General features: G+C 39.4%; 21 protein-coding genes and 1 tRNA gene. 16 read left to right on the top strand and 6 right to left on the bottom strand.

The window, feature by feature from the left end:
- Positions 1-66: 66 nt before the first annotated feature.
- Positions 67-2,640: an MASE3 domain-containing protein gene (locus tag DV942_RS21510; RefSeq protein WP_145860934.1), complete on the bottom strand. Its 2,574-nt coding sequence runs from the start codon at positions 2,638-2,640 to the stop codon at positions 67-69.
- 340 nt (positions 2,641-2,980) lie between these two features.
- On the opposite strand from DV942_RS21510, the gene DV942_RS21505 reads away from it, so the two are divergent.
- Together DV942_RS21505 and DV942_RS21500 are read left to right on the top strand one after the other, a co-directional pair.
- Complete coding sequence (locus DV942_RS21505; RefSeq protein ID WP_450091361.1) at positions 2,981-3,271, top strand: hypothetical protein; 291 nt, start codon at positions 2,981-2,983, stop codon at positions 3,269-3,271.
- A 472-nt stretch (positions 3,272-3,743) separates the two neighbouring features.
- Positions 3,744-4,436, top strand: coding sequence for a DUF421 domain-containing protein (locus DV942_RS21500; protein WP_244950771.1), 693 nt, complete (start codon positions 3,744-3,746; stop codon positions 4,434-4,436).
- 609 nt (positions 4,437-5,045) lie between these two features.
- Here DV942_RS21500 and DV942_RS21495 read toward each other — a convergent pair.
- A tRNA-Ile gene (locus tag DV942_RS21495) sits at positions 5,046-5,119 on the bottom strand.
- Between the two features lie 226 nt (positions 5,120-5,345).
- Between DV942_RS21495 and DV942_RS21490 the strand changes: the two genes are divergently transcribed.
- Together DV942_RS21490 and DV942_RS21485 are read left to right on the top strand one after the other, a co-directional pair.
- The gene (locus DV942_RS21490) at positions 5,346-7,439 is read left to right on the top strand and encodes an HRDC domain-containing protein (protein WP_145860929.1); all 2,094 of its coding nucleotides are present in this window, start codon (positions 5,346-5,348) and stop codon (positions 7,437-7,439) included.
- A gap of 77 nt (positions 7,440-7,516) precedes the next feature.
- Complete coding sequence (locus DV942_RS21485; protein WP_145860927.1) at positions 7,517-8,785, top strand: Hsp70 family protein; 1,269 nt, start codon at positions 7,517-7,519, stop codon at positions 8,783-8,785.
- A gap of 495 nt (positions 8,786-9,280) precedes the next feature.
- Here DV942_RS21485 and DV942_RS21480 read toward each other — a convergent pair whose 3' ends face one another.
- The 3 genes from DV942_RS21480 to DV942_RS21470 all read right to left on the bottom strand — a co-directional run bounded on the left by DV942_RS21480 (position 9,281) and on the right by DV942_RS21470 (position 10,716).
- On the bottom strand, positions 9,281-10,063 hold the full coding sequence (locus tag DV942_RS21480) for a helix-turn-helix domain-containing protein (protein ID WP_090980674.1): 783 nt from the start codon (positions 10,061-10,063) through the stop codon (positions 9,281-9,283).
- A 262-nt stretch (positions 10,064-10,325) separates the two neighbouring features.
- On the bottom strand, positions 10,326-10,547 hold the full coding sequence (locus DV942_RS21475) for a S1 domain-containing protein (RefSeq protein ID WP_145860925.1): 222 nt from the start codon (positions 10,545-10,547) through the stop codon (positions 10,326-10,328).
- Complete coding sequence (locus tag DV942_RS21470) at positions 10,531-10,716, bottom strand: cold-shock protein (protein WP_145860924.1); 186 nt, start codon at positions 10,714-10,716, stop codon at positions 10,531-10,533. The genes DV942_RS21475 and DV942_RS21470 overlap by 17 nt, the downstream gene beginning before the upstream one ends.
- Before the next feature lie 780 nt (positions 10,717-11,496).
- On the opposite strand from DV942_RS21470, the gene DV942_RS21465 reads away from it, so the two are divergent.
- The 3 genes from DV942_RS21465 (at position 11,497) to DV942_RS21455 (ending at position 15,426) form a co-directional block, all read left to right on the top strand.
- The gene (locus DV942_RS21465) at positions 11,497-14,205 is read left to right on the top strand and encodes a PQQ-dependent sugar dehydrogenase (RefSeq protein WP_145860922.1); all 2,709 of its coding nucleotides are present in this window, start codon (positions 11,497-11,499) and stop codon (positions 14,203-14,205) included.
- Between the two features lie 258 nt (positions 14,206-14,463).
- The gene (locus tag DV942_RS21460) at positions 14,464-15,099 is read left to right on the top strand and encodes an HAD family hydrolase (RefSeq protein ID WP_145860920.1); all 636 of its coding nucleotides are present in this window, start codon (positions 14,464-14,466) and stop codon (positions 15,097-15,099) included.
- 6 nt (positions 15,100-15,105) lie between these two features.
- Positions 15,106-15,426 carry a DUF962 domain-containing protein gene (locus tag DV942_RS21455; protein WP_145860918.1) on the top strand — a complete coding sequence of 107 codons (321 nt, stop codon included), beginning with the start codon at positions 15,106-15,108 and terminating at the stop codon, positions 15,424-15,426.
- A 598-nt stretch (positions 15,427-16,024) separates the two neighbouring features.
- On the opposite strand, the gene DV942_RS21450 is transcribed toward DV942_RS21455, so the two are convergent.
- A complete protein-coding gene (locus DV942_RS21450; protein ID WP_145860916.1) occupies positions 16,025-17,209 on the bottom strand; it encodes a proline dehydrogenase family protein in 1,185 nt (394 codons plus the stop codon).
- A gap of 94 nt (positions 17,210-17,303) precedes the next feature.
- On the opposite strand from DV942_RS21450, the gene DV942_RS21445 reads away from it, so the two are divergent.
- From DV942_RS21445 to aroC, 9 genes are all read left to right on the top strand, one after another.
- Positions 17,304-17,510, top strand: a complete 207-nt coding sequence (locus DV942_RS21445) for an RNA-binding S4 domain-containing protein (protein WP_134203316.1) — start codon at positions 17,304-17,306, stop codon at positions 17,508-17,510.
- Entirely contained in the window at positions 17,510-18,565 is a 1,056-nt protein-coding gene (gene aroB / locus DV942_RS21440) for a 3-dehydroquinate synthase (RefSeq protein WP_090987945.1), read from the top strand. Before DV942_RS21445 ends, aroB begins: the two co-directional genes overlap by 1 nt.
- A gap of 1 nt (position 18,566) precedes the next feature.
- Positions 18,567-19,529 carry a sterol desaturase family protein gene (locus DV942_RS21435; RefSeq protein ID WP_244950770.1) on the top strand — a complete coding sequence of 321 codons (963 nt, stop codon included), beginning with the start codon at positions 18,567-18,569 and terminating at the stop codon, positions 19,527-19,529.
- Positions 19,530-19,697: 168 nt separating this feature from the next.
- On the top strand, positions 19,698-19,889 hold the full coding sequence (locus DV942_RS21430) for a hypothetical protein (protein ID WP_090987947.1): 192 nt from the start codon (positions 19,698-19,700) through the stop codon (positions 19,887-19,889).
- A gap of 54 nt (positions 19,890-19,943) precedes the next feature.
- A complete protein-coding gene (locus DV942_RS24095) occupies positions 19,944-20,213 on the top strand; it encodes a type II toxin-antitoxin system RelE/ParE family toxin (RefSeq protein WP_145861909.1) in 270 nt (89 codons plus the stop codon).
- A gap of 327 nt (positions 20,214-20,540) precedes the next feature.
- The gene (locus DV942_RS21420; protein ID WP_090987951.1) at positions 20,541-21,374 is read left to right on the top strand and encodes a prephenate dehydratase; all 834 of its coding nucleotides are present in this window, start codon (positions 20,541-20,543) and stop codon (positions 21,372-21,374) included.
- Between the two features lie 129 nt (positions 21,375-21,503).
- Positions 21,504-22,643 carry a chorismate mutase gene (locus DV942_RS21415; RefSeq protein WP_134203313.1) on the top strand — a complete coding sequence of 380 codons (1,140 nt, stop codon included), beginning with the start codon at positions 21,504-21,506 and terminating at the stop codon, positions 22,641-22,643.
- A gap of 137 nt (positions 22,644-22,780) precedes the next feature.
- Positions 22,781-24,070: a 3-phosphoshikimate 1-carboxyvinyltransferase gene (aroA, locus tag DV942_RS21410; RefSeq protein ID WP_145860914.1), complete on the top strand. Its 1,290-nt coding sequence runs from the start codon at positions 22,781-22,783 to the stop codon at positions 24,068-24,070.
- A 203-nt stretch (positions 24,071-24,273) separates the two neighbouring features.
- Entirely contained in the window at positions 24,274-25,371 is a 1,098-nt protein-coding gene (gene aroC, locus DV942_RS21405; protein WP_145860912.1) for a chorismate synthase, read from the top strand.
- Position 25,372 lies beyond the last annotated feature (1 nt).

The following is a 25,372-nucleotide window of genomic DNA, read 5'->3' as shown; positions in this document are numbered from 1 at the left end:
ATAAATTTATATACTGAAGATAAATCCTGCTACCGGATTTATCTTCAATTCAGACCTTATTAAAAATCACAAAGGCTTAACCTTGTTGGTTTCCTTCAACCAGCGTTTGGCTTCCTCCATGTCGTAAAAAAAGCGAACATTGGCTTTACCGTCCGATACATCGAAACTTTTTTGAGCGGCAAGTTGCGCAAAGATACTTCGAGAAAAAATCCAGGCAAAATCCTGCAGGCCAGCTTCAATCATCATCGGAAACCAAACCTTTCCCACCCAATCTGATGCCTCCGACCAATTTCCAAGCACTTCTCGATTATCATTAAGCACTTTTTTAAGTCCTGATGACCTAAGCATCTCTATCATCTGAAGCCCCCCGTTTTGCACACTTTTAAAATTCTGATGCCCGGTCCAGTTTGCTTCCATCCAGTCTTGCTGATCATTGTAACTGATGGTCAGGTATTCATCGCTATAGTTAAGTCCTTTTGCAACCGAACCTTTTGTAATCCCAGTTTCGCTCATTGGAACGCGTATGTAAACTGTAGTTCCTATCCCGAGTTCACTTTCGATCCAGAATGTACCCTGATGAGCTTTAATAATTTCGGAAGAAATAAAAAGGCCTAAACCCAGTCCGCCAAAGCGCCCCGCAGCATTATCTGATCGGTAATAACGGTCGAAAAGTTTTTCTAGCTCCTCACTATCTATACCTATACCATGATCTTCGACTGCGATAATAATCGATTCCTGTTCAACCCTGAACGTAACATTTACCACATCTGCACTGGGAGAATATTTAACGGCATTGCTGAGTAAATTATCGATTACCTGTTCAATCCTGAAACGATCGGCATATATATTAATTTGTTCGTTCGCTGTAAAGATGATCCGATGGGTATTAACGCTTAGCTGAAGGTTTTCGCAGCATTCCTGAATCAGCTGGTTAAGATTGAAAATCGATTTATTGAACTGGAGTTTACCTGCATTGATCTTGCTTACGTCCAGCAAATCGTTAATCAGGCTCTCCAGTTTAGTCGTAGCGAGATCTACTTTTTGTAAGTAAGATTTTGCCCGATCAAGATCATTGGTTCTTGCGAGCAGTTGATTAAATGCTTTAATACTGGTTAATGGTGTTTTCAACTCGTGCGAAGCAATAGAAATAAATTCATCCCGCTGCTCCTCTCCTTTCTTTTGCAGGTCTATATTGGTATTCGAACCAATCCATAATATAACCTCACCATTTTCGAAAATAGGCACGGCCCGCCCCAAATGCCATAGATATTGACCATCTGCCATTTTCAATCTAAACTGGACTTGGTATTCGGTACCATTACCAAGTGAAAGCATCCACACCCTTATACATTCATGCAAATCATCAGGATGAACGTAGTGTTGCCAGCCGATACCAAAAGGGGATTCAGGATCGAGTGCGAAATCACGGATGATCACGCCGTTAACATAATCAATTGTACCATCAGCCCTGGCCGTCCATACTTGTTGTGGTAGGGTATCAAGAAGTTTCGATAGATGAAGTTTCTCCTTCCTTACAATAGTAATATCCCTGAAAATAACCAAAAGTCTAACCTCAGAAGCGTCATCTAAGATTTCCGGAATGATATGAAATGAAAAATAATAGCGGCTTTCCTGCATGCCTGCCTCTAATTCTCCGGCAATATTTTTTCTGGTAACAAGTGCCTGTTTCAATTCATTCCAGATTCTTTTACTCAACGATTGAACATCTGAATCAGCAAACGGTGGAAGCTTACTGATTTCCTGATTGACATAGATACAATCCAGGTTTTCATCAAAACGCATGATCAGATCCGGAAGATTTTCAGCCAAAGTCTTATACTCCGTCTCGCTGGCCTTAAGCTCGCGAAAAATACTCGCCATGGGCTTATCAAAAGCCATTTGTACATTAGCTTTGTAAATAAGAAAGAAAGAAATCAGTTTCCCATAATGTCCCCACTCATTTAACTGTCCGTAGTTTGATGTATAAGTGGCAAAGCAACATTCACTTAGAATGGCAACTATAATAGATCCTGAAAGAAGATGGTAAGTTTTCCGGTCAAAATTAGCCCTTCTCCGGTAAAGCAAGAATAAGCTTGCAAATAAAAATAAGATGATAATGTACTCACATACCACCTTGAAAAGGGTTTGACCAGCTCCCGGCACAAAACAAACGGGAAATACTTTCCATACCAAAATGCTTGCAGCAATGAGTGAAGCCACCACAAAATATAGGAGGAAAAGCAGTTCGGTATTAATTTTTCGTTTGCGCCCAATCATTAAAAAACCGCCTAGAAAAATCACCGCCTCCATGCCACGTGTTGCCACCCAGAACTGGTTGGCAGGATATCCAGGTAACGGAATGATATTCATCCCCTTATAGCTCAAAGTATGTAACAAATCCAGAGCACCAATAAACAGATAGGATATTCCCACAACATGCAGGTATTTGTTATCCTGCATTTTTCTGGAATTCCAGGCCACAATAAACACCGCGAAAGCGATTACGATGGAAAAGAGTTCAACCAAAGTATGGAAAAGCATGTAACCATACCGCTTGCTGTAAACAAAAACCAGTATCAGGCAGATAATACCAAATGCAGTACGATAGTAACGATTGAAAAGAGAGGTGATGTTTCGCAAGGATATAAAAATCTATCAACAAATATAGGCTATTGAGAAGTGTTATGGAAATAACAACAAAGAAATTGACCTGAGCGACATTAATCTTTGCTTGATAAAAACATCAGCCTGAGCGGAAAAGAGGCTAAAGGCAAACGCTTTTTCAGGTTACTCCTGAAGCAAACGGTCAGAGGCTCCGGCTGGTAAGAAGTTTCCCAGGTGACAATTTGAAGAGAAGCAAATTCCTGAGTAATCTAAACTCAGGCGGCTATAGAACAGGCTTTTATAGTTCTGAATTTTTCCCTTACCAAAATCGGCCAACTTACATTTTCGCATTAAGCAAACTATCGAACTGTTTTAAATGTTAACCTACAATAAAGAAATTATGGAAAACAACGCAAACAAAAAAGAACAGCAGGAAGAAGGTCTTACTAACCAGGAACAACTTGCCCAGGCCGCATTGGGGAACAGCGAAGCAATTCAACCCTCAGCAGACAATAACAACGACATACTAACCATACCCGAGATCTCGGGGACCGGAAGTAATCCATCATCTGCTGCACCGCATTCGCTTATTGTACATGAGGATGAAAATGGAGAAAAAAAGTATGAAGAGGGCAGCACTGAAACTTCTGACAAGGAACAAGAATAAATACAGGCATTTCATGCCGCTCGAGTATTTCAATCCACAGACCTGAAAACCGACCATTCATATCTATTGCGCAAATAAATATGTACATTTTAACAAGTGATCCCCGCATGGCCAATATCATTAATATGCGGTATTAGAAAAGGTTTTCGGATTAAAGCACCTGCCAGGGTAAATGATTTTTATCAAATCAACCTGAATCCGGATTTATTCAACCTGACTTCATGTTGCCAGATTGGATCGGAATAGAAGTGTGCAGGCTTTTGAATCAGCGGGGTAAAAAAATATTTGTGGCACTGTGATGAGCGCACTGGCTCGGCTGCCGGGGCTGTCATAAGAACACAAAAGAAGATCTGACCTAAACCGTTGATACCCATTTACTGGTAAGGAATTTCAGGCAGATCAACTTTTGAGAAATATTTACATTTAACTTAGGAGGTTACTTTAAACTGATTCACATAAAATAAATCTCATTATGCAGGATATCGACTGGACCAAAATCATGGTAGGTGAAGAACAGTGGGGATTTCTCATCGAAATTGCCATACGCACGATACTGATGTACTTTATCATACTCATCGGGCTAAGGCTTCTTGGCAAGCGAGGGGTAGGACAGTTATCGGTATTTGAAATGGTAGTCATCATCAGTCTGGGTTCCGCAGCCGGAGATCCAATGTTTTATAAGGAAATAGGGCTTATGGTACCTTTAGCCATATTCGCCATCATTGTAGGTGCCTACAGGCTTACCACCTACCTAATGGCTAAAAGCAAGCGGTTTGACGACCTGGTTGAAGGCAAAGCTACCTACATCATTGAGGGAGGCATATTCTCGGTAAATGAATTTCGGAAAGAAACCCTTGCCCAGGATGAGTTCTTTTCGGAACTGCGGCAACAGGGCGTTTCCCATCTCGGTCAGGTTAAAACGGCCATACTGGAAACTTCTGGCTGCGTAAGCATCTTCTTTTTTTCAGATGAAGAGGTGCAGCCAGGCCTGCCGATCATGCCCAAAGATTTTGCGAAAGCGTCCAAAATTGTAGATCTTGCCGGACTTTACGCCTGTAGCTTCTGCGGCAAAGTTCACAACATCAATGAAGAACAAAAAGCCGAGTGCAATAATTGTAAACATGATGAATGGGTAAAAGCAGACGACAGGCCAAGGATAAAGTAATTTTGGGAAGGGATTATTTCCTGCGTTATTTGCTTTTTGGTATTTATCTCTCAATTTCTGTCAAATCTCCCTTCTTTAAATTAACTAGCTTGTCCCTTACATGTTTAGCCGATAATTTGGCCACATGGTGTTCGTTATCACCTATCCAGTCTCTATACTTTCTTAAATCAGCGGCGATTCGTTCCAGTATAAATTTATTCTTTATGATAAGCGAGTAGCTATTAGGGCTTTTTTTCCAAAAGTTGCTTTATATTGACGGAATGAATCGTGTCGATATAGGCTGACTGTTTTTTGTGTCAAACTCTAATTTTAACATTCCACGTCCTGTCGGACTTCTGATCTTTTTTAATGATCGTAGCTGAAACTGTCGTCATACAATTTGATTTAATGTTTTTAGCTCTGAAATTTTCCCTAAGTTTTTCCTAAGTTTTGAGTGAAATTGACACACTTTCCTAAGCTTTTCCTAAGTTTTTTGTACTAATTTAAACATTAATTTTTGTTAAAGCTAACACCAATAATTAGAGCAACTTTAATGTATAATGGCTTCAAACGACCTTCAAGAGCACAAAAAAGCCCTCCAGAATATGCTGAAGGGCGATTTTTTGTCAGTGGGCCCACCTGGGCTCGAACCAGGGACCAAAAGATTATGAGTCTTCTACTCTAACCAACTGAGCTATAGGCCCGGAAAAAAGGCATTCCTTTTTTGCGAGTGCAATGTTACAAATTTGTATTGAAATTAGGAAAATGTTTTCGGCATTTTTTCACAAAAAGAATGAATATAAACTCATTTTCAACCGCTTAATTTTAATTTTCATTATAGCAAGCCTGGCCACTATTAAAAAAATGTGGATAAAACGCTTGTTTACCTACCCGTAAATCCATTTCGAATAGGTTAATTTTGTAGTTGATATGAACACGCCCGACCAGGACAACCAACTCCTTTTAGACTTTTTAGCCACCACCAATCAGCCTGTTTTTTTAACCGGTAAAGCCGGAACAGGTAAAACTACCCTCCTGCGCAAAATCAGGGATACCACCAAAAAGAATTTCGCCATTGTTGCGCCCACCGCAGTTGCAGCTATAAATGCTGGCGGTGTTACGCTACACTCCTTTTTTCAGATCCCTTTCGGGCCATTGGTTCCGGTTGTTGATGAACATGCAGAAACCAATTTTAAGTATTCAGATGAGAAAACAAGACTCTTACGTTGCCTTGATTTATTGATTATTGATGAAATCAGTATGGTCAGGGTAGATCTGATTGATTTTATCGACAGTACTTTAAAACGTGTTAAAGGTTCAAATCGTCCCTTCGGTGGCGTGCAGGTATTAATGATCGGTGATCTTTACCAGCTCTCCCCTATCTTTCATGATGCCTGGCAGATCCTGGGCAGTTATTATTCCAGTCCTTATTTTTTTGACAGCATCATTTTCAGGTCTACGCCGATGCTGACGTTTACCTTAGATAAGGTTTACCGCCAGTCAGACCCTGTATTTCTTGACATTTTAAATGGCATGCGTGAAAACAGCCTTAATGCAGAACTCCTGGCCAAACTGAATGAACGTTACGATCCCTCTTTGGATCAGGAATGGAAAGATGATTATATCACCCTTACCACGCACAACCAATTGGTTAACGAAATTAACGAAGGCTGTCTGGAAAAATTACCAGGGGAAATTTTCGAATTTAATGCAGAAGTCAGTGGTGATTTTCCTAAAGACGCTTATCCCACCGATGAAAAACTTCAGTTAAAACTGGGTGCGCAGGTCATCTTCATCAAAAATGATTCTTCAGGTAAAAAGCAATTTTACAACGGAAAAGCGGCTAAAATTACTGCAATCAGTCAGGATGCGATAAAAGTAACTTTCACCAACGGTGGCAGAGAAATTGAAGTAGAGAAAGAAATCTGGCAGAATGTTAAATACAGCCTGAGCAATGAAGAAAATAAAATTGATGAAACCAGTACAGGATCCTTCTCCCAATATCCATTTAAGCTAGCCTGGGCCATTACCGTGCACAAAAGCCAGGGTTTAACTTTTGATCAGGCGATAGTAGATGTAAGCACTGCATTTACCCACGGACAGGCCTACGTGGCGCTGAGCCGTTGCAGAAGTTTGGAAGGGCTCATTTTAAAATCGCCTGTGGTTGCCGAAAATATCATTACCGATGCTAAAGTAATCAGTTTTACAAAAGCCGCCCATCAGAATAAACCTACACCACAACTGTTAATCCGTTATACGCAGCAATATAGTTGGGGATTGATCCATGAACTACTGGATTTCTCGCTGGTTGCCAAAGACTGGGAAAAACTGGGGCGCTCCAAGCTGATCGATAGAGATGAGCAAAATGCATTTTTAGCTATTTACGAACCTGGAAATCAGATCTTTCAGAACGAGATTTTTAAAGTAGCCAAAAATTTTATTGCAAAGGAATTTTCGAAAATCAATACCGATAACAACACGGCAGATGAAAGGGCTTTTATGGATCGCTTGCAAAAAGCGTCAGATTATTTTGTTCCAAAACTGGAACAGCTCATTACTTTAACTTCCAAAATTGTGGCCATCAACTTTTATAACGACACCCATTCTGATAAACTACTTACCATATTAAACGATTGCAAAGACGGATTCCAGATCAAATTGGCCCTGTTTAAAATTCCCTGGAATCCATTTTCCATTAGAGACTATATCAATACTTTACATGCCGCAGGCAATAAACAAGCAGAGAAAAAACCGGTTAAATCGGGCATTAAACCAAAAGAAATTTCAAATCCTCAGGTTTATAAAAACCTCGTCGAATGGCGTAGCACAATTGCACAGCAACGCGGCACGCAGGATTATGCTGTACTTTCCGATTTAGCATTACTTTCTATTGCCGAAAAAATGCCAAGAACAACCGATCAGCTGGCAGCACTCAAAAGCGTAGGCATTGGTAATGCAAAAGAACTCGGCCAACAGATTACCCGCATCGTTAATGCACATTTGGGTACCAGCGAGTTATTTTAAAAAAATTTACTTCTTAACACTTTTTTTAATACTTTCGCAACCCCATTTTAGTCCCGCCAACCCCAACATAGCAAGCCATGAGTAATTTTCTATACGGAATCGATTTTGGAACAACCAATTCGGCACTTTCCATTTACGATGAAGAAAAGAAAGAAATTGTAGATACCATTTCTATTCCATCCTTAATTTATTTTACAGAAGTAAAAAGTCTTATTGATGGCGAAAGTCATATCGTTGGCGAAAAAGCAATAGATGCTTATTTAAGCGATGGCATGAAAGGCCGTTTTATAAAATCCATCAAACAGATCCTTTCCAGAACTACTTTTACCGAAACCCGTATCCATAATAAAAGATATACTGCGTCAGACCTGGTCACTTTAATCCTAAGGGATTTGAAAACGAAGGCCGATCAGATTATTGGCAAAGAATGTAACAAGGCCATTATAGGTCGCCCGGTATTTTTTGATGACGACAATACGATGAAAGATACCCTGGCGCAAACCAGGTTAAAAAAAGCCGCAGAAAGTGCCGGCTTTACCGATGTCCGCTTTCAGTTTGAGCCTATCGGGGCTGCTTTTGCCTACGAAAAAACCATTACCAGGAAAGAGCGCGTACTGGTGGCCGATCTGGGCGGAGGTACAACAGATTTCACTTACCTGATTCTTGATCCCGATAAAGTGGGCAGCAAAGACCGTAAAAACGATATGATTGCCTCTGGTGGGATTTACATTGGGGGCGATAGCCTTGATTCGGCATTCATGTGGGACAGGGGAACACCATATTTTGGTAAAAACACGCTGTATGAAGCTACACCAGGCAAGGTCTTAAATGTACCCAAATCGCTCTTTGCAAATATCTGCACCTGGGATAAAATGAATTTCTTTAACGGTTTAAAAATTCAGAAAGAAATTGAAGAATATTATTATTACTCCGGAAACGATCCGAAATTCAAAAACCTGATTACCCTGATCGAAAATAACCTGGGTTATTCTTTATTCAGATCGATAGAAAAAACCAAAATCGAACTTTCTGATCAGCTTGATTCTACTTTTGCCTATAGCAATATGGAAATCGAGATTGATGAAAATATTTCGCTGCAACAGTATAATTCCATTATCGAAAAAGACATTAATAAAATAGATGCCTATCTGGACCGCTTTATGGAAACATATAAAATCAACCCGGCAGATATTGACTGTTTGTTTTTGACCGGGGGAACCTCGATGGTAGCTGCCGTTCAAAATCTATTTAAAACCAAGTTTCCACATATTCCGTTAAACTCCGGCGATAATTTTAAAAGTGTAGCCAAAGGTTTGGCTTACAGCGGTTATCTGTTTGAAAATTAACACAGGCCAAAGGCTTTATCAGGGAATTTACAGCATAGCACAATGAACTATATCGCGGCAGAAAGAACCGTTTTTTTATAAAGAGCGCAGGGCTAATTCAATGCACCAGGTTTCTTCCCGTTTGATGCTTTTACGCTTTGCTACCTCGTACCCCATTTCAGAAATTCATCGCTGTTCAACCTGAAAAGGATCGTTTTTCAACAAACTCTAGATTGGCCAAATGTGTATTTTATCCTTGTAAAACGGCAACATCCGGAATTGTAAATACTAAAATACAAATACGTAATATATTTAGGAATATTTCTTCTTCTTTAAATTAAGATTTTATAATTTAGCAAACATAAATTGGTGCGGCTGATAAAATAGCAACAGTGAGCAAAGCTTTACGCGTTAGGCGAGAAACAATTAATGTGGTGAGGTGTGGAATACCTGTTTTCTAGAAGAGATCAAATCAAATTGATGGACGTTTCTTTGGCAGACGCACCAATTTTTATTTTAACTGATGCTTAGGCGGCTAAATTGAAATACCGACATGCCTTTATGTCGTTTAAAACTGGTATTGAAACTAGTGGTTTGTTCAAAACCCAATATTTCGGCTATTTGATCAATTGTATAATCACTATGAAGCAACAGCACTTCCGCTTCGCGCATAATACGGTCTTTAATCAGTACGGTCAAGCTTTTTCCAAGCACCCGATCTAAAAATTTATTCAATCTGCCCGGACTCATCCCCATGCCTTCAGCATAAAACTGAATGGATCTTTCCTGCTTATAAAATTGCTCTAAAATTGCCCGGAACCTTAATACCTGCTGTAAATCATCTAAGGTTAACGCTGCAAGATAGCCATCCAAACCAGCTGTAAAGCCCAAAAACAACGATAAATATTGTGCTATATAAGACATATCCCTTTTATGATCAATTTCTCTTTTCAGCTGATCTAGTAAATTATACGTTTTGCTTGATTTTTGCGGATCAAGATCCCTGAAAGAAAGGTTTAAAAAAAGATTTTTAGCTTGCGGATCCAAGTGCTGCTGTAAAAATTCTGCATATAACAAACTACTAAAACTTAGCCAATAACCCGAACTCATTTCTCCGTCGAGCCTAACCAGCCCCTCTTCAGGAATAAAAAAAATCCGGCCATTCAAAAGTGGGTAATCGCCAGAGTTCATACACAGAAAGCCTTTTCCCTGGCATACAATCAACATGCGCATAGGATATATAGCCTGTAAGGCACGCTCTCTGCGAAAAAAACCGCTAATTGGCTCTAGCTGAATCATAAAAACTTGAGGATAAACAACAATAAGACCAAATTTATCCGACTTGGTTACAAGTTGTTGAAATATATTATGACCAGGAGGCGCTGGTCCGCAGGAGCCAGCGTAATACGGATACTGTTATTAAGCCGTCCGGACCCACAAAATTTTCTACCATACCACTCATCCACCTGTCCTCCTTCCAAATCAAAATAAATCATTTCATTGTAGCTGACCGCTATCAGCAACTCTTGCTTGTAGATTATATAATATCCAGAACTTATTTCTACGCCGACAGCACAATTACCTTAGTGGCTTCAATGCCATTTTGCGTAAATTCGATATCAAACTGAACAATGTTACTGGTTTTAATGTGATCAACCACGCCATGGGCAAAAACGCTTAATTCTTTCCCTCCATTTGAAGGTATAATACTGCCCATCCCTTCTTCCGGGTTATAAAACTTTACAGTACCTAATCTCATCGAATTATCAAATCTTTTTAACATTAACTGCGTTTGTACCTTTTTTTCCTTGTACTACCTCAAATTCAACCCGGTCATGCTGGCTTACTTTATTGCTTAAGCCGGTAACATGAACAAAAATTTCTTCTCCGTTTTCTGTTATAATGAAACCAAATCCCTTAGTTTCATTATAAAACTTTACTGTCCCCTGCATTTTATCTGGAATTTACTGCTTAAACATAAAAAAGATCAAAAGGTTTAGCCATTAAATACATTTTTTTTGCCAGTTCAATAAATATGGCGATCATAACAATAATTTAACGCTAAGCGCCTATGATATGCGCAGCAGCCATGCACGATATGCAAAACTTACCTACATGCTGTAGTACCGTCTACATAGGAAAAAGTTAGATTGAATTAACCGGTCTTGGTCATATTACAGATATCAAGATCCCGCGATTGACATCTAAGAGATTGTGAGCATTTGATACAGCATGATTTTACAATGCCACATGTAACAACAAGGTGGAATATCAACCAATCAAATTTTATTTCGATACAGAATTTAAGAAGTCAAAAAAGGAAGATTGCGTTTTGCTTTTAAAGAAACAACTAACCCTTTTTCCCGCTAAAAATCACAAAGAAAACACTAAAACCGCCTAACAGGAAAACTACTCCAAGAATAAAATTAATTTTATCGTTCATTCCGTAATTTACATATTAAAACCACAATGACAATAGACTGACATAAAATAAATGCAAAAAACAACCCTTGGTTGTTTGATTTTCAAGAGCAATTATTACAATTTGCAATCCTTTTGATGCTGATTTTCAATCTACACAACTAATAATGAGATAATTATTAAATTTTAAATTCGATCCAAATACGCACTGCCTGGTAAATTATACCGATACCTTTCGCATAAATTTTGATACAATACCCCAGCCTACAAAACTATACCCTATATTTATTGAAAATCATTCAACCAAATAAATGAAAACAGCACTTAGCCTATTTTTATCTGCTCTTGCACTTATCTTTATATCGGCAACAACTTTAAACAAAAAAGTTTTTGAGCACAAAACTTTCAATTTTTTTCCAAAGCAAAAAATAGATACACCAGATCAAGACCGCTTTGTGAAAGTTACCCTGGCGCAGGGAGAATTTACAGAGCCAACTGAGATGGCAGTGCTCCCTAATCTGGACATTTTAGTTGCCCAGCGAAGAGGTGAAGTATTGATCTATAAGAACCAAACCAAAAAAATAAAAGAAGCGGGCAAGCTTGATGTCTATTTCAAAACCAATACACCGAATGTAAATGCTGAAGAAGGTTTACTGGGCATGGCCGCAGACCCAAAATTTGCCGTAAATCAATACATTTATCTTTTTTACAGCCCATTTGACAAATCTGTAAACCGCCTTTCGAGATTTAAACTGGTTAACGATCAGATTGTTAAAGAATCTGAAAAAATTGTGCTCGAATTCTATTCTCAGCGCGAGATATGTTGCCATACCGGCGGCTCCATTGCTTTTGGATCAGATAATTTGCTTTATGTATCAACAGGCGACAACTCTACCCCATTTGATGCGCCAAAACAACAATATGTAAACAAAGGTTATGCTCCCCTTGATAACAGAAAAGGATTTGAGCAGTATGACTCCAGAAGATCGGCCGGAAATACCAACGATTTGAGGGGAAAAATACTCAGGATCAAAGTAAATGAAGATGGCACCTATAGCATACCGGATGGCAACCTTTTCCCTAAAGATACCCCAAAAACCAGACCTGAAATTTATGTAATGGGCAATAGAAACCCTTACCGTATTTCAGTTGATCAGAAAACCAACTTTTTGTACTGGGGCGAAGTTGGTCCTGATGCCACCAACGACGATCCACTAAGAGGCCCCAGAGGTTATGATGAGGTGAACCAGGCGCGTAAAGCAGGTAATTTTGGATGGCCCCTGTTTATAGGCAACAACTATCCATATAAGGCTTATGATTATACCAACGGCGCAAACGGAAATGCGTTCGATCCCGAATCACCTATAAACAATTCGCCAAACAATACCGGTTTGGAGAAACTTCCACCTGCACAACCAGCCTATATCTGGTATCCTTATGGCGAGTCCAAAGAGTTTCCGCAAGTGGGTGCGGGCGGGCGTACCGCAATGGCGGGTCCCGTATATTATGCCACTGCTAACTCACCTTACCCAGCTTATTACAATGGAAAGCTGATTATTTATGAATGGGTACGGGGCTGGGTTAAGGCAGTAACCATGAATGCGCAGGGCGATTACGTAAGTATGGAGCCATTTATGGCTAACGTTTCTTTAGCTGCGCCTATCGATATGGAATTAGGTCCTGACGGAAAACTATACATCCTTGAGTATGGTAAAGGCTGGTTTAGCAAAAACCCTGATGCCGCAATTACCAGAATTGATTACCTGAAAGGTAACCGTCCGCCGGCTATTGAACGCCTTAATATCGCAAAATCCAGTGGTTTACTGCCTTATAAAATGACGGCAACCGTTACGGCTAAAGACCCTGACGGCGACCCTTTAAAATACATATGGAACTTAGGAAAAGGGATTACCAAAACCACCAGTAACCCAACATTAAACTATACTTTTACTAAAAAGGGCGAATATCCGGTAAGCGTAACGGTGATAGACAACAGTAAAGCTTCTGCAAAAAGCCAGGTAATACCTGTTTATGCAGGTAACGAACACCCAACTGTAACCATTAATCTAAGTGGTAACAAGAGTTTTTATTTCCCGAATAAAGCAATTGATTATAAAGTTTTAGTAAGCGATAAAGGTGCAAAGGTGAATACCAACCGCATTTACATCTCAAACACCTATACCGAAGGGACTGATTTGGCCGGCGCACAATTAGGCCACCAGCAGGCAGCACAAACGCTAATTGGCAAATCGCTCATGCTGAAATCCGATTGTAGCACCTGCCATAAAGAATCAGCTGTTTCTATCGGCCCTGCTTTCGAAAAAATAGCAATGAAATATAAAAATGATAGTAAAGCCGTTGATTACCTGGCATCAAAAGTAATTGGTGGTAGCCATGGTGTATGGGGAGAAGTACCAATGCCTGCACACCCGGCAATGAAAGAAGCCGAAGTGAAGAAAATTACCGAGTGGATTATGACTTTAGGCAACAAAGAAGCCGTTAAAGCCTCACTGCCAACTTCGGGAAAAATCGTTCCTGCAACAGCTGCAGATAAAAAGAAAACGGTATTTACTTTAAAGGCAACCTATACCGATGCCGGTGGTGCAGGTTTAAAACCATTAACCACAACAAACGTAATCAACCTCAAAAGCAATATCATTGATGCAGATGACATTAAAGATTTTGCAGGTTTTGAACGTAAAGACATTTATGGCGGCGAAAAACTCATTCTCACCAACGACAATGGTTGGATAGCCATTAAAAATGTCGATTTAACCGGTATTTCAGGTTTTAGCTATTCATTTCTGAACCTCGATCCTGAATCCGACGGAGAAATCGAAATCAGATTAGATGATAGTAAAGGCATGTTGATCGGTAAGTCTACCTTTAGAAAAAGTGTGCCGGTACAAATGATTTCGGACGGGAAATCACACGATATTTATTTTGTGTTCAAAACCCTAAAAACGGGTGATAAGAAGAAACGGACCATAATCCAATCGATTACAGTAGCGCCTAAATAAATAATTTTTTAACATTGGATTTCCGCCTACGCGGGAATTCAATGTTAATCAATATAAACTGACAGGCTTTTTTGCCAAATGGCGGGCTTCAATAGCTCATCAAAGCATCTTGCTGGCTGTTTCGACGACCTGCCCCAAGCCTCGGGAGGCTCAACATGAGCATCGAAAGCAGATATCAGCTTGATATCCTCATTTTATAAAAAAATGGTGTTTTAATATCCATCATTAATATCTTTGCAGTAAATCAGGATGAATCTCATGCAAAATATTAAAAACATAATTTTCGATTACGGAAACGTAATATTTGATATCGATTTCAAAGTTGCCCAGGCTTCTTTTCAAAAGTTAGGTGTTACTGACATCGAGAATTTCTTTGCGCATAAAGCGCACAACCAATTATTTGATGATTTTGAAACCGGTGCCATTTCTCCTTCCGAATTTAGAGAAGGAATTAGAAACGCTGCCGGCCAACCAGAATTAACTGACGAACAGATTGATGACGCATGGAACAGCCTGTTAATTGGAACCATACAGGAAAACCATGATTTACTGCTGGAAGTAAAAGAAAAATACCGTACTTTTTTATTAAGTAACAACAATGAAATTCATTACGATTGGATTATTAATTACCTGAAAACAACCTTCCAGATTAATAATTACGATGCTTATTTTGAGAAAGCTTATTTCTCTCAACACATGAAATTGCGTAAACCCAATACCAATATTTTTGAACAGGTGCTAAAAGAAAACAACCTAAACCCTGCTGAAACCCTATTTATCGACGATAGTCCACAACATATTGAAGGCGCTAAAAAAGTGGGATTAAACGCATTATTAATGACCGAAAAGCCGGCACAGTTGAGTGCCTTCCTAAAAGCGAACGGAATTTTATAAATTAATATGTCAGAAAAAAAGTTTAAGTCGTTAAAAGAGTTCTACCCGTTTTATTTATCAGAACATCGCAATACCATATCTCGTGTGCTGCATTTTATCGGTACCGGATTAGTTTGCCTGGCTTTTTTTACCGGATTTCTTTTTCATAACTGGCATTTCTTTTTGGCCATGCCAGTATTGGGTTATGGCTTTGCATGGGTTGGACATTTCTTTTTTGAAAAAAATAAACCCGCTACCTTTCAATACCCGCTTTATAGTTTAGCCAGCGATTTTATCTTCTTTTATGATCTGCTAACAGGCAAACAATCTTTTATAGTGAAAACTTAATTTTGCGATATTCAGCGCACTATCCTTTTTGGCTGTCACCCTGAGCGTAGTCGAAGGGCAGCCAAAAAGATATAGCAAAAGCTAGGCTGTACCTCCCAAAGGACTATTGCATGCTCGTTTCCAAAAAGCAACTGATCTTTTATAAGAGATAATTGTTTTGGTGACTAAAAGAAAAATCGCCATCCCGAATGAAGTGTAGCAGAGATCCTTCGACTACGCTACCATTGACGTTATTTTGTAATCATCTATTAATGAGCAGAATGCGGCATCATGCATTTCCGTATAGCCAGGCCATAGCACCGTATCACCGTTCTACTTAAACCGGCCTAATAAATTTTTCGGACTGCACTGTTCTAACCATAGCACTGGCTTTGAAAGAAAAATTTTCAGCCGGCATTTTTTGTTACTTTTTGATGCCAAAAAGTAAGAGACCTTCGGCGGCGGTGAGCCGAGGCAAGAATTGTGCGAAGGAAAAAACGTCAATCATATTGATTTTTATATCATAAATTATCCCTCAGGATGACAATCACACTTATTTAGAAATGACGACGCTGTTATGTGAATACTGTTAACTGAATACTGCTAACTGAAAACTGAACTACAGCTTCCTTCTCTTCAATTCTCTTTCAATCAAACCTAACTCACGACCTGTTTGTCCGGCCACCGACGTATTTTCCTGTGCTCTTCTGAACAAATAAGGCATTACCGCTTTAATCGGGCCATAAGGAACATATTTAGCCACATTATAATTCGAGTCAGCAAGATTAAAACTTAAGTTATCACTCATGCCCAATAACTGGGCAAAGTATACGTGCGGATGATTGTGCGTAATCTTTTTTTCCTCCAAAAGGTAAGTCAATAACCGGCTGCTATCCTCATTATGCGTTCCGGCAACAATGGCAATATCTTCAATATGATCTACACAATAGCGTAAAGATTCATTGTAATCGTGGTCTGATGCGGCTTTATCCGGCTGGATCGGTGAGGGATATCCCATTTCCGCAGCACGTTTACGCTCTTTTTCCATGTAAGCACCACGCACCATTTTTACGCCCAAAATAAAGCCATCCGCTTTTGCAATCAAATGATCAGCTTTCATATCGGCCAGCTTATCATGGCGGTACATCTGGTAAGTGTTGTACACAATAATGCGTTCGCGGTTATATTTACGCATCATATCCAGCGCCAGTTCATCGATGGTATCTTGAATCCAGGTTTCTTCTGCATCAATCATGATAGGCACTCCTCTATCATAAGCGGCTTTACAGATCATTTCGCACCGTAACTTCACCTTTTCATATTCTGATTGTTCTGCTGCAGTTAGCGTCTCTTTAGCATCCAGTTTCTGTAATAGCGCAAAACGGCCGATACCTGTTATCTTAAATACCGTAATCGGAATTTTGGGATCGCCATCGGCACGCACAATGGTGCGGATAATTTCGGCACAGGTCTCATCAAAAACCCGTTCTTCCTCTTCTCCTTCCACCGAATAATCTAAAATGGTACCTACCCCACCTTTGTCCAGTTGCGCAATGGCCTTATCACATTCTGCAATGGTTTCACCGCCGCAAAACTGCTGAAAAATGGTTGCTTTAATGGCGCCCTGAATCGGCAGGCCAATATTTAAAAAGAAGTTTGTAATGGCGGGACCAACTTTCGTGAGGAAATTATTTCCGATCATTTTAAAAAGCCAGTATGCTTTTTTAAGTTCCTGGTTAGATTTTTGGCGGAATGCAATTTCCGTATTATCGAAATTTGGCAGTTTCTTAGTGGATAAATCCATTTGTTACGATATAATAAGTCAGATTGATGCAAAATTATAAAAAGCATTGGTTGTTAAAACTAAAAACCTTTAAATAATCGTATTTTTGCACAAAATGATACAATTCAAATTAGAGGGCGAATTTATTCCATTGATCCAGCTGTTAAAAGCAAGCGGATTGGTAGGCAGTGGCGGTGATGCCCAAACCGTTGTTGAAGATGGTTTAGTAAAAACCAACGGCGAGGTCGAATTCCGCAAACGTTATAAGGTTAGGGTTGGCGATATTGTTACTTTTGGCGAAAATAAAATAGAAATTATTTAATGGAACCACTTACCAGCGCAGGCCATACGCTTTATTTCGAAAGCAATTTAGACGCTTTAAAAACACTTTTAGCAAGCAATAAATACAGCAAGGTTTTCGTACTGGCTGATGAACATACCAGTGAAGTTTGCCTGCCCCTGTTTCAATCCATCTTAGACTTTTCTGAATTTGACCTGATTGAAACTTCAGCAGGTGAAGAAAATAAAAACATCGATTTCTGCATTGGCATCTGGAAAACCTTACTGGATTTTGAAGCCGACCGTAAAAGCCTGATGATCAACCTCGGTGGAGGTGTAATTACCGATATGGGTGGCTTTATTGCCTCTACCTATAAACGCGGAATCGATTTTATCAACATTCCCACCACCCTCCTTTCTCAGGTTGATGCCTCAGTTGGCGGTAAAACGGGAATTGATATCGATAATGTAAAAAACATGGTGGGTACCTTTACCCTGCCGCAAATGGTTTTTATTGAAACCGCATTTTTGAAAACACTGCCCCCGCGCGAACTTTTATCGGGCTTTGCCGAGATGATTAAACATGGTTTAATTTACGACAAAGCTTATTACGAAAAACTTAAGGTTAGTGACTATTTAACGCCCGCAGCAGCAGATATTTACCGCTCGGTCGAGATTAAAAATGAGGTGGTAACCATCGATCCGCATGAGAAAAACCTGCGGAAGATTTTAAACTTTGGACATACCATCGGCCATGCTATTGAAGGTTATTCTTTGGCAAATGACGAAAATCCGCTTACACATGGTGAAGCCATTGCCATCGGTTTTGTTTGCGAGGCAGCGCTTTCAATCAACAACAGCACATTGAGCACAGAAGAACTGGAAGATATCAGCAGATATATCTTATCGTTGTATCCCAAATATCATATTAAAAAAGAAAGCTATAACACCCTTTTGGAATTAATGAAAAGTGATAAAAAGAACGAAGACGGAAACATTCTCTTTTCACTTTTGGAAAACATAGGTAAATGCACGTTTAACTGCCGTGTAAGTACAACCGATATTTTAAGCAGTTTAGATTATTATAACAGTTTATAAAATGAAATATACCGGAAGTGATATTTCTGTTATCGGGCTTTTTAGCTTCGTAATCGTGTTAACCCTGGTTGAAATGTATTTTAGCTACCAGCACGACAGAAAATTATATACCAAACGCGATACCTGGACCAACATCTATCTGATGACTGCAGCTGTTGTGATTAATTTAGGTACCAAAACATTTACTTTTTTCTTATTGGCCTATTGTTACCAGTTCCGCTTGTTTCAGATTTCCAATATTTGGCTCTATTGGATCGTGCTGATTTTAGCACAGGATTTTTTATACTGGTTTTTGCATACCGTAGGTCATTACGTACGCTTTTTCTGGGCAATGCATGTTACCCATCACTCTTCTGAACACTTTAACTTAACCACGGGTTTCCGTTCAACTGTTTTTGAGCCATTATACCGCGTTTTCTTTTACCTGCCCCTGGCCTTTATGGGCTTTACGGCAGTTGATATTCTTTTTGCCTACCTGGTTACCCAAATTTATGGCAACCTGGTTCACACCCAATACAATATCAGATTCCCGAAATGGTACGAGTATATCTTTGTAACGCCATCTCATCACCGTGTACACCATGCCAGTAATGTGCGTTACCTTGATAAAAACATGGGTATGGTATTAATTCTGTGGGACAGGTGGTTTGGAACCTTCCAGGCCGAGTTACCTGAAGATAAAGTTAAATACGGCTTAACCACCCAGCCTACCGATACAGGCCCTGTAAACATTATTTTCCACGAGTTTATTGCCTTAACAGCAGATGTAAAAAAGGCGCCCACCTTTATGGATAAAGTGAAATACATTTTTAACCCACCGGGGTGGAGCCATGACGGAAGTACCAAAATTGCAAAAATCATGCAAAAGGAGCTGCGCGAAGAAGAACAGAAAAGACATGATGACGAGCAAAAGCAAAAAGTAAAAGCACTTAACAACCATGGCGAGCTAAGCTCTGCAGGATAAAAATAAACCAAGGTCTGTGTCTCCACAGACCTTGGTTTATGATATGCCACATCTAATTTTATCACTGATTACGCTCCATCAGGCACAGTATTTGGTAATTTCTCTCTTTAAACTTAATATCTATTATACTTAGATATAATTCGTATTTTTGGTATAAAATTTACTGCTATGACCACATTAACCATACAAGTTAAAGATAACGATACTGAATTTCTGCTAGAGGTATTAAAAAGAATTAATGCAAAAGTGGTTCAGCCTTCTAAGAAAAAACTTCTGTTAAATGGTATTGCTCAGGGGATAAAAGAAGCAAAAGAAATTAAATCTGGCAAAATTGAGCCGTTATCTTTAAAAGATATCTGAAACAATGGAAATAAAGATAATCTACTCACCTATTTTTATAAAAAAAGCCAAGCAATTAAAAAAAAACATTTATCTCTAATTAACGATTTATCCGAATTAGAATCCCAACTGCTCGAAAATCCACGAATTGGTGCCGATCTTGGCAATGGAATTTTTAAGATAAGATTAGCTGTTAAAAGTAAAGGAAAAGGAAAGAGCGGTGGTTATAGGGTAATTACTTATCTGCAGATTGAAAATGAAATCAATATGATTTACATTTATGATAAATCTGAAGAAGCTACTATCACTAAAAAAGATATTCAGAAAATAATAGAAAGCTTGTAAATTCAATTAATATCTGAGTTAAAATCGATAGTTACATATCAACTAAACAATAGATTTGAATATTATATACTCATTGCCAAAACGGTTCAAAAACAAAAAAAATTAAATTTCATTAAAAATATTTTCATTTTACTATTGACAAATTAAATTTTGTTACTACATTTGGCTCAACAAAAAAAGAAATGCAAAATACAAACACATATTACTTTGGTTACTTTTACTATTTTAGTAAGAGCCGGGGCTAATATGCAAAAAGATATATAACAATATTAAAATGTATAAAAAAGTCCCGGCAAGCAGCCGGGACTTTTTTGTTTTAACGCAAAAATGGAAACGACAAAACGAGTAGCAATTCAGGGTATTAAGGCATCTTTCCATGAGGAGGCCGCATACAAATTCTTTGGTAGAGACATTGAGACTGTTGAGTGTAATTCTTTTAAAGAAACCTGCGATAAATTAGAAAAAAACGAGGCAGATTTCGTTGTAATGGCGATTGAAAACTCTATCGCCGGCAGTTTATTACCAAACTATACACTGATCAGAGATTTTGGTTTTTCAGTTGTAGGCGAGGTTTACTTAGCTATCCAATTGCACTTGATGGCGCTACCAGGCGTAAAGTTTGAAGATATTAAAGTGGTTACTTCACACCCCATCGCCATCCGCCAGTGTATCGATTTCTTTTATGATTATCCACACATTAAAATCGTAGAAAGCAATGATACCGCAGCCTGTGCCAAACGCATACAGCAAGAGCAACTAACAGATACGATGGCCATTGCAAACAACTTAGCAGCAGAACTTTACGGCCTAAACATTTTAGAACGCCGTGTAGAATCAAATAAGAAAAACTATACCCGTTTCCTGATCCTGAAAAAAGACAAAACTGACGAAGGCAAAAAAATAAACAAAGCATCTATTTGCTTTCAGGTTGGCCACAAAGCCGGTTCATTGGCAACAGTGTTAAATATCTTCGCAGAACAAGAAGTAAGCTTAACAAAAATACAATCTATGCCGGTTTTAGGTAAAAGAAACGAATATTACTTTTACGTAGATTTAGAATGGCCAAGCACCGAAAAATATGATAAGGCCATTAGAAAAGCATTAAAATATACATCGAACTTTAACATATTAGGAGAATATCAAAAGAACGATAAAGTATAAATAAGTCTGGAGTCCGAAGTCTGGGCCGAAGACAAATAATAGAATATTCAAACTTGTAATAATAAAATAATTAAAATATAATTCCTGATTTCCGACTGCGGACTAAGGACTTTAAACAAACCCTTCATCATGAAACTTAATTTAAACATTCAACCTTTAAACACCTGGTTAAACGTAAACAACGAACCACTAATCATTTCCGGTCCCTGCAGTGCAGAAACTGAAGAACAATTGTTAACTACAGCACACTTATTAGCGGCTACCGGTAAAGTATCGGTATTACGTGCAGGTATCTGGAAACCACGCACCCGTCCGGGAGAATTTGAAGGTATCGGAAGTATTGGCTTAGAGTGGTTAAAACGCGCCAAAGCGGAAACTGGTTTACCTACAGCTGTAGAAGTTGCAAATGCAAAACACGTTGAAGAGGCTTTGGCTGCTGGTGTAGATATCCTTTGGATCGGTGCACGTTCTACAGTAAATCCGTTCACCGTTCAGGAAATTGCTGATGCTTTAAAAGGTCATGATGTTCCGGTATTAATTAAAAACCCGGTTAATCCTGATTTACAGTTATGGATCGGTGCAATTGAGCGTATCAATGGTGCCGGAATTACTAAAATCGGTGCTATTCACCGTGGATTCTCATCTTTCGAGAAAAGTTCTTTCCGTAACGAACCAATGTGGGAGATGGCTATCCAGTTAAAAACTTTATGCCCTGAACTTCCCATCATTAACGATCCAAGCCATATCTGTGGTAACCGTGAGTTAATCCCTTACGTTGCTCAAAAAGCTTTGGATTTAGATATGCAAGGTTTAATGATCGAATCTCATGTAGATCCATCAGTGGCCTGGACAGATGCCAAACAACAAGTTACACCAGCAGCTTTAGCTGATTTGGTAGATCGTTTAACCGTACGTGAACCTGAAGTACCAAATGAAGCCTCTGCCGATAAATTAGCCGAACTGCGTAAATCAATTGATAAAATTGACGATATCTTGTTACAGAAATTAGGTGAGCGTATGGCTATTGTAGAAAAAATCGGTGAATTTAAACGTGATAACCAGGTAACGATTTTACAGGTAAACCGTTGGGATGCCATCATCAAAAAAGGCCATGCTTTTGCAAAAGCTTTGAAACTGGATTTAAACTTTACAGAGAAATTCCTGGAATTAATGCATGGTGAATCCATCCGTAAACAAACTGAAATTATGAATGCCGGTAAAGCCGAGAAAGGCATCGCTGCTGAGCAACATAATGAAGTTAAAGCCTAAGTAAGGTATAAGGCTGGAAGGTGTAAGGTAGAGGGGGAAACCTAACCTTAAAAAGAAATCTTCTACATATAACATTATCGATGTGGTGTCAGATGTCACCATCTGACACCTACATTTAAGTTTAAAACAGAATAAAAATGTCTAAAAATGCCTTAGTTTCTTTTAAAGGAACCAAGAATATTAATGCGGAAATCCAGTTAACAGGCTCAAAAAGCGAATGCAACAGGGCTTTAATTATAAGCGCTTTAAGTAAAAATCTGGTTAAAGTAGATAATCTTTCCAACGCCGCTGATACCGTAACATTAAATGATATCCTGAACAAGCTGGGAGTTGAGGGTAGTGATTTGAGAGTAGACGCTAACCGGAAAACGGCAAACTCCGAACTGGTTGATGTGGGGCCTGCCGGAACCGCTATGCGTTTCTTATCGGCGTATCTTTCGGCAAAAAACGGCAACTTTTTACTTACGGGGACCGAACGCATGAAGCAACGCCCGATCGGTATTTTGGCCGAAGCCTTAAAAACCATTGGTGCTGACATTTCTTATGCAGAGGCTGAAGGTTTTCCACCGCTGAATATCAATGGTCCGTTAGACCAGAAAACAAACCAGGTAAGAATTAAAGGCGATATCAGTAGTCAGTATATTTCGGCATTGTTAATGATTGCCCCTGTCCTGCCCCAAGGTTTGACTTTAGAAATTGAAGGTGAGCTTACCTCCAGGCCATATGTAGATATGACTTTGGATATGCTTGCAGAAGTTGGTATCGAACATCGCTGGAACGGAAATTCGATCACTATTGAAAACCAGGCTTTTAAACCAGGGACCCTGGTTGTAGAGCCCGATTGGAGTGCAGCATCCTATTGGTATAGCATTGCAGCTCTCGCTGATGAAGCAGAAATTAATTTACCGGCTTTAAAAGAGAGAAGTTTGCAGGGCGATAGCCAGATAAAAAACATCATGAAGATTTTTGGCATTGCAACCAGTAAAACGGAAAAAGGAATTTCGATCAGCAACCTGGGCCTGTCTTTAGATACCAATCAGGTACTAGACCTTAAAACCTGCCCTGATTTGGCACAAACCATTATCGTTATTGCTGCAGCTTTGGGTAAAAACATGGCTTTTACGGGCCTGGAAACTTTAAAAATCAAAGAAACAGACCGCATTGCGGCCCTTCAGAACGAACTGGCAAAAATTGGCGTTACACTGGCTGAAAACAATCTGATTTATACACTAAACACAGATAATCTTCATTTCCCGGATAAAATTACCATTGCAACCTACGAAGACCACCGTATGGCCATGGCTTTTGCACCACTGGCATTGTTGATTAACGAAGTCGAAATTGAAGACATGCAGGTGGTAGAAAAATCATATCCATATTATTGGGAAGATTTGAAAAAAGCAGGGTTTGAGGTGAAAGAGATTTAAGAAGTGAGATACCAGATGTGAGACATAAGATTTGACAGAGAATAAATCGTTGTGGAGACATCAGATTAATTAAGACAAATAAATAACAAGATTTGAGGGGGAAAACTTCTCAAATCTAACCCCTAAATAATTTAAAAACTGAAGTTTAGATACGAATTTGGTTCTTCTCAAATCTCATATCTACTCTCTCTTATCTAGTAAACATGGCAGGCAACTCATTCGGACAACTTTTTCGCATCACAACCTTTGGCGAATCTCATGGTGTGGCTATTGGTGTAATTATCGATGGCTGTCCGGCACAATTGGATATTGATATGGATTTTATCCAATCAGAACTGGATAAACGTAAACCAGGTCAATCTAAAATCACCACGCAAAGAAAAGAAAGCGATACCGTTCAGATTCTATCGGGTGTATTTGAAGGAAAAAGTACCGGGACGCCGATTGCACTTTTAATTCCGAATGAGGACCAGCGTTCAAAAGATTACGGGCATAATGTGGATGTTTACCGCCCCAGCCACGCCGATTATGTTTACGATGCCAAATACGGAATCCGCGATCACCGCGGTGGCGGACGCTCGTCTGCACGCGAAACCGCTGCCCGTGTAGCAGCCGGAGCAATCGCCAAATTGCTTTTAAAGCAACAGGGGATCGAAATTTTCGCCCATGTAACTTCAGTAGGTACAATTGAAGCGCCAAATTTAGAAAGCAATGACCTATCTGCTTTATTGCAAATCAGAGAAGACAATATTGTTCGCTGTGCCGATCCTGCAACTGCACACGAAATGATTGAATTTATAGATTCGATTAGAAAAGATGGCGATACCGTTGGCGGAAAAATAAGCTGTGTAATAAAAGGTTGCCCGGCAGGTTTAGGTGAACCTGTTTTCGATAAATTGCACGCTGATTTAGGTAAAGCCATGCTCAGCATTAATGCCGTTCACGGTTTCGAATATGGCTCTGGTTTTGCAGGAAGCGAATTAAGGGGTTCACAACATAACGATATCCCCCAACCAAAAGCTGCCGATTCAAAAGTGTTTAAAACCACCACCAACTATGCGGGTGGTATTTTAGGCGGGATATCCAACGGAATGGATATTACCTTCAAAGTGGCATTTAAACCTGTAGCGACCATCATGCATAACCAACAAACTATAAATGCGGCGGGTGAAGCCTCGGAGATTAAAGGCAAAGGCCGGCACGACCCTTGTGTAGTACCAAGAGCTGTAGTTATTGTTGAAGCCATGGCTGCACTGGTTTTAGCCGATCAGTTTTTAAGAAACAAAGCCAGTATCATCTAAT

The organism is Pedobacter suwonensis (assembly GCF_007833675.1).
Taxonomy (GTDB): Bacteria; Bacteroidota; Bacteroidia; order Sphingobacteriales; family Sphingobacteriaceae; genus Pedobacter; species Pedobacter suwonensis.
This window is presented reverse-complemented; position numbering and strand designations above follow the sequence as displayed.

What these genes read in the sequence shown, in the direction of transcription:
- DV942_RS21505 (WP_450091361.1), top strand. Translation starts at nt 2,981, where the DNA reads ATGTTAACCTACAATAAAGAAATTATGGAAAACAACGCAAACAAAAAA.
- DV942_RS21500 (WP_244950771.1), top strand. Translation starts at nt 3,744, where the DNA reads ATGCAGGATATCGACTGGACCAAAATCATGGTAGGTGAAGAACAGTGG.
- DV942_RS21490 (WP_145860929.1), top strand. Translation starts at nt 5,346, where the DNA reads ATGAACACGCCCGACCAGGACAACCAACTCCTTTTAGACTTTTTAGCC.
- DV942_RS21485 (WP_145860927.1), top strand. Translation starts at nt 7,517, where the DNA reads ATGAGTAATTTTCTATACGGAATCGATTTTGGAACAACCAATTCGGCA.
- DV942_RS21480 (WP_090980674.1), bottom strand. Translation starts at nt 10,063, where the DNA reads ATGATTCAGCTAGAGCCAATTAGCGGTTTTTTTCGCAGAGAGCGTGCC.
- DV942_RS21475 (WP_145860925.1), bottom strand. Translation starts at nt 10,547, where the DNA reads ATGTTAAAAAGATTTGATAATTCGATGAGATTAGGTACTGTAAAGTTT.
- DV942_RS21470 (WP_145860924.1), bottom strand. Translation starts at nt 10,716, where the DNA reads ATGCAGGGGACAGTAAAGTTTTATAATGAAACTAAGGGATTTGGTTTC.
- DV942_RS21465 (WP_145860922.1), top strand. Translation starts at nt 11,497, where the DNA reads ATGAAAACAGCACTTAGCCTATTTTTATCTGCTCTTGCACTTATCTTT.
- DV942_RS21460 (WP_145860920.1), top strand. Translation starts at nt 14,464, where the DNA reads ATGCAAAATATTAAAAACATAATTTTCGATTACGGAAACGTAATATTT.
- DV942_RS21455 (WP_145860918.1), top strand. Translation starts at nt 15,106, where the DNA reads ATGTCAGAAAAAAAGTTTAAGTCGTTAAAAGAGTTCTACCCGTTTTAT.
- DV942_RS21450 (WP_145860916.1), bottom strand. Translation starts at nt 17,209, where the DNA reads ATGGATTTATCCACTAAGAAACTGCCAAATTTCGATAATACGGAAATT.
- DV942_RS21445 (WP_134203316.1), top strand. Translation starts at nt 17,304, where the DNA reads ATGATACAATTCAAATTAGAGGGCGAATTTATTCCATTGATCCAGCTG.
- aroB (WP_090987945.1), top strand. Translation starts at nt 17,510, where the DNA reads ATGGAACCACTTACCAGCGCAGGCCATACGCTTTATTTCGAAAGCAAT.
- DV942_RS21435 (WP_244950770.1), top strand. Translation starts at nt 18,567, where the DNA reads ATGAAATATACCGGAAGTGATATTTCTGTTATCGGGCTTTTTAGCTTC.
- DV942_RS21430 (WP_090987947.1), top strand. Translation starts at nt 19,698, where the DNA reads ATGACCACATTAACCATACAAGTTAAAGATAACGATACTGAATTTCTG.
- DV942_RS21420 (WP_090987951.1), top strand. Translation starts at nt 20,541, where the DNA reads ATGGAAACGACAAAACGAGTAGCAATTCAGGGTATTAAGGCATCTTTC.
- DV942_RS21415 (WP_134203313.1), top strand. Translation starts at nt 21,504, where the DNA reads ATGAAACTTAATTTAAACATTCAACCTTTAAACACCTGGTTAAACGTA.
- aroA (WP_145860914.1), top strand. Translation starts at nt 22,781, where the DNA reads ATGTCTAAAAATGCCTTAGTTTCTTTTAAAGGAACCAAGAATATTAAT.
- aroC (WP_145860912.1), top strand. Translation starts at nt 24,274, where the DNA reads ATGGCAGGCAACTCATTCGGACAACTTTTTCGCATCACAACCTTTGGC.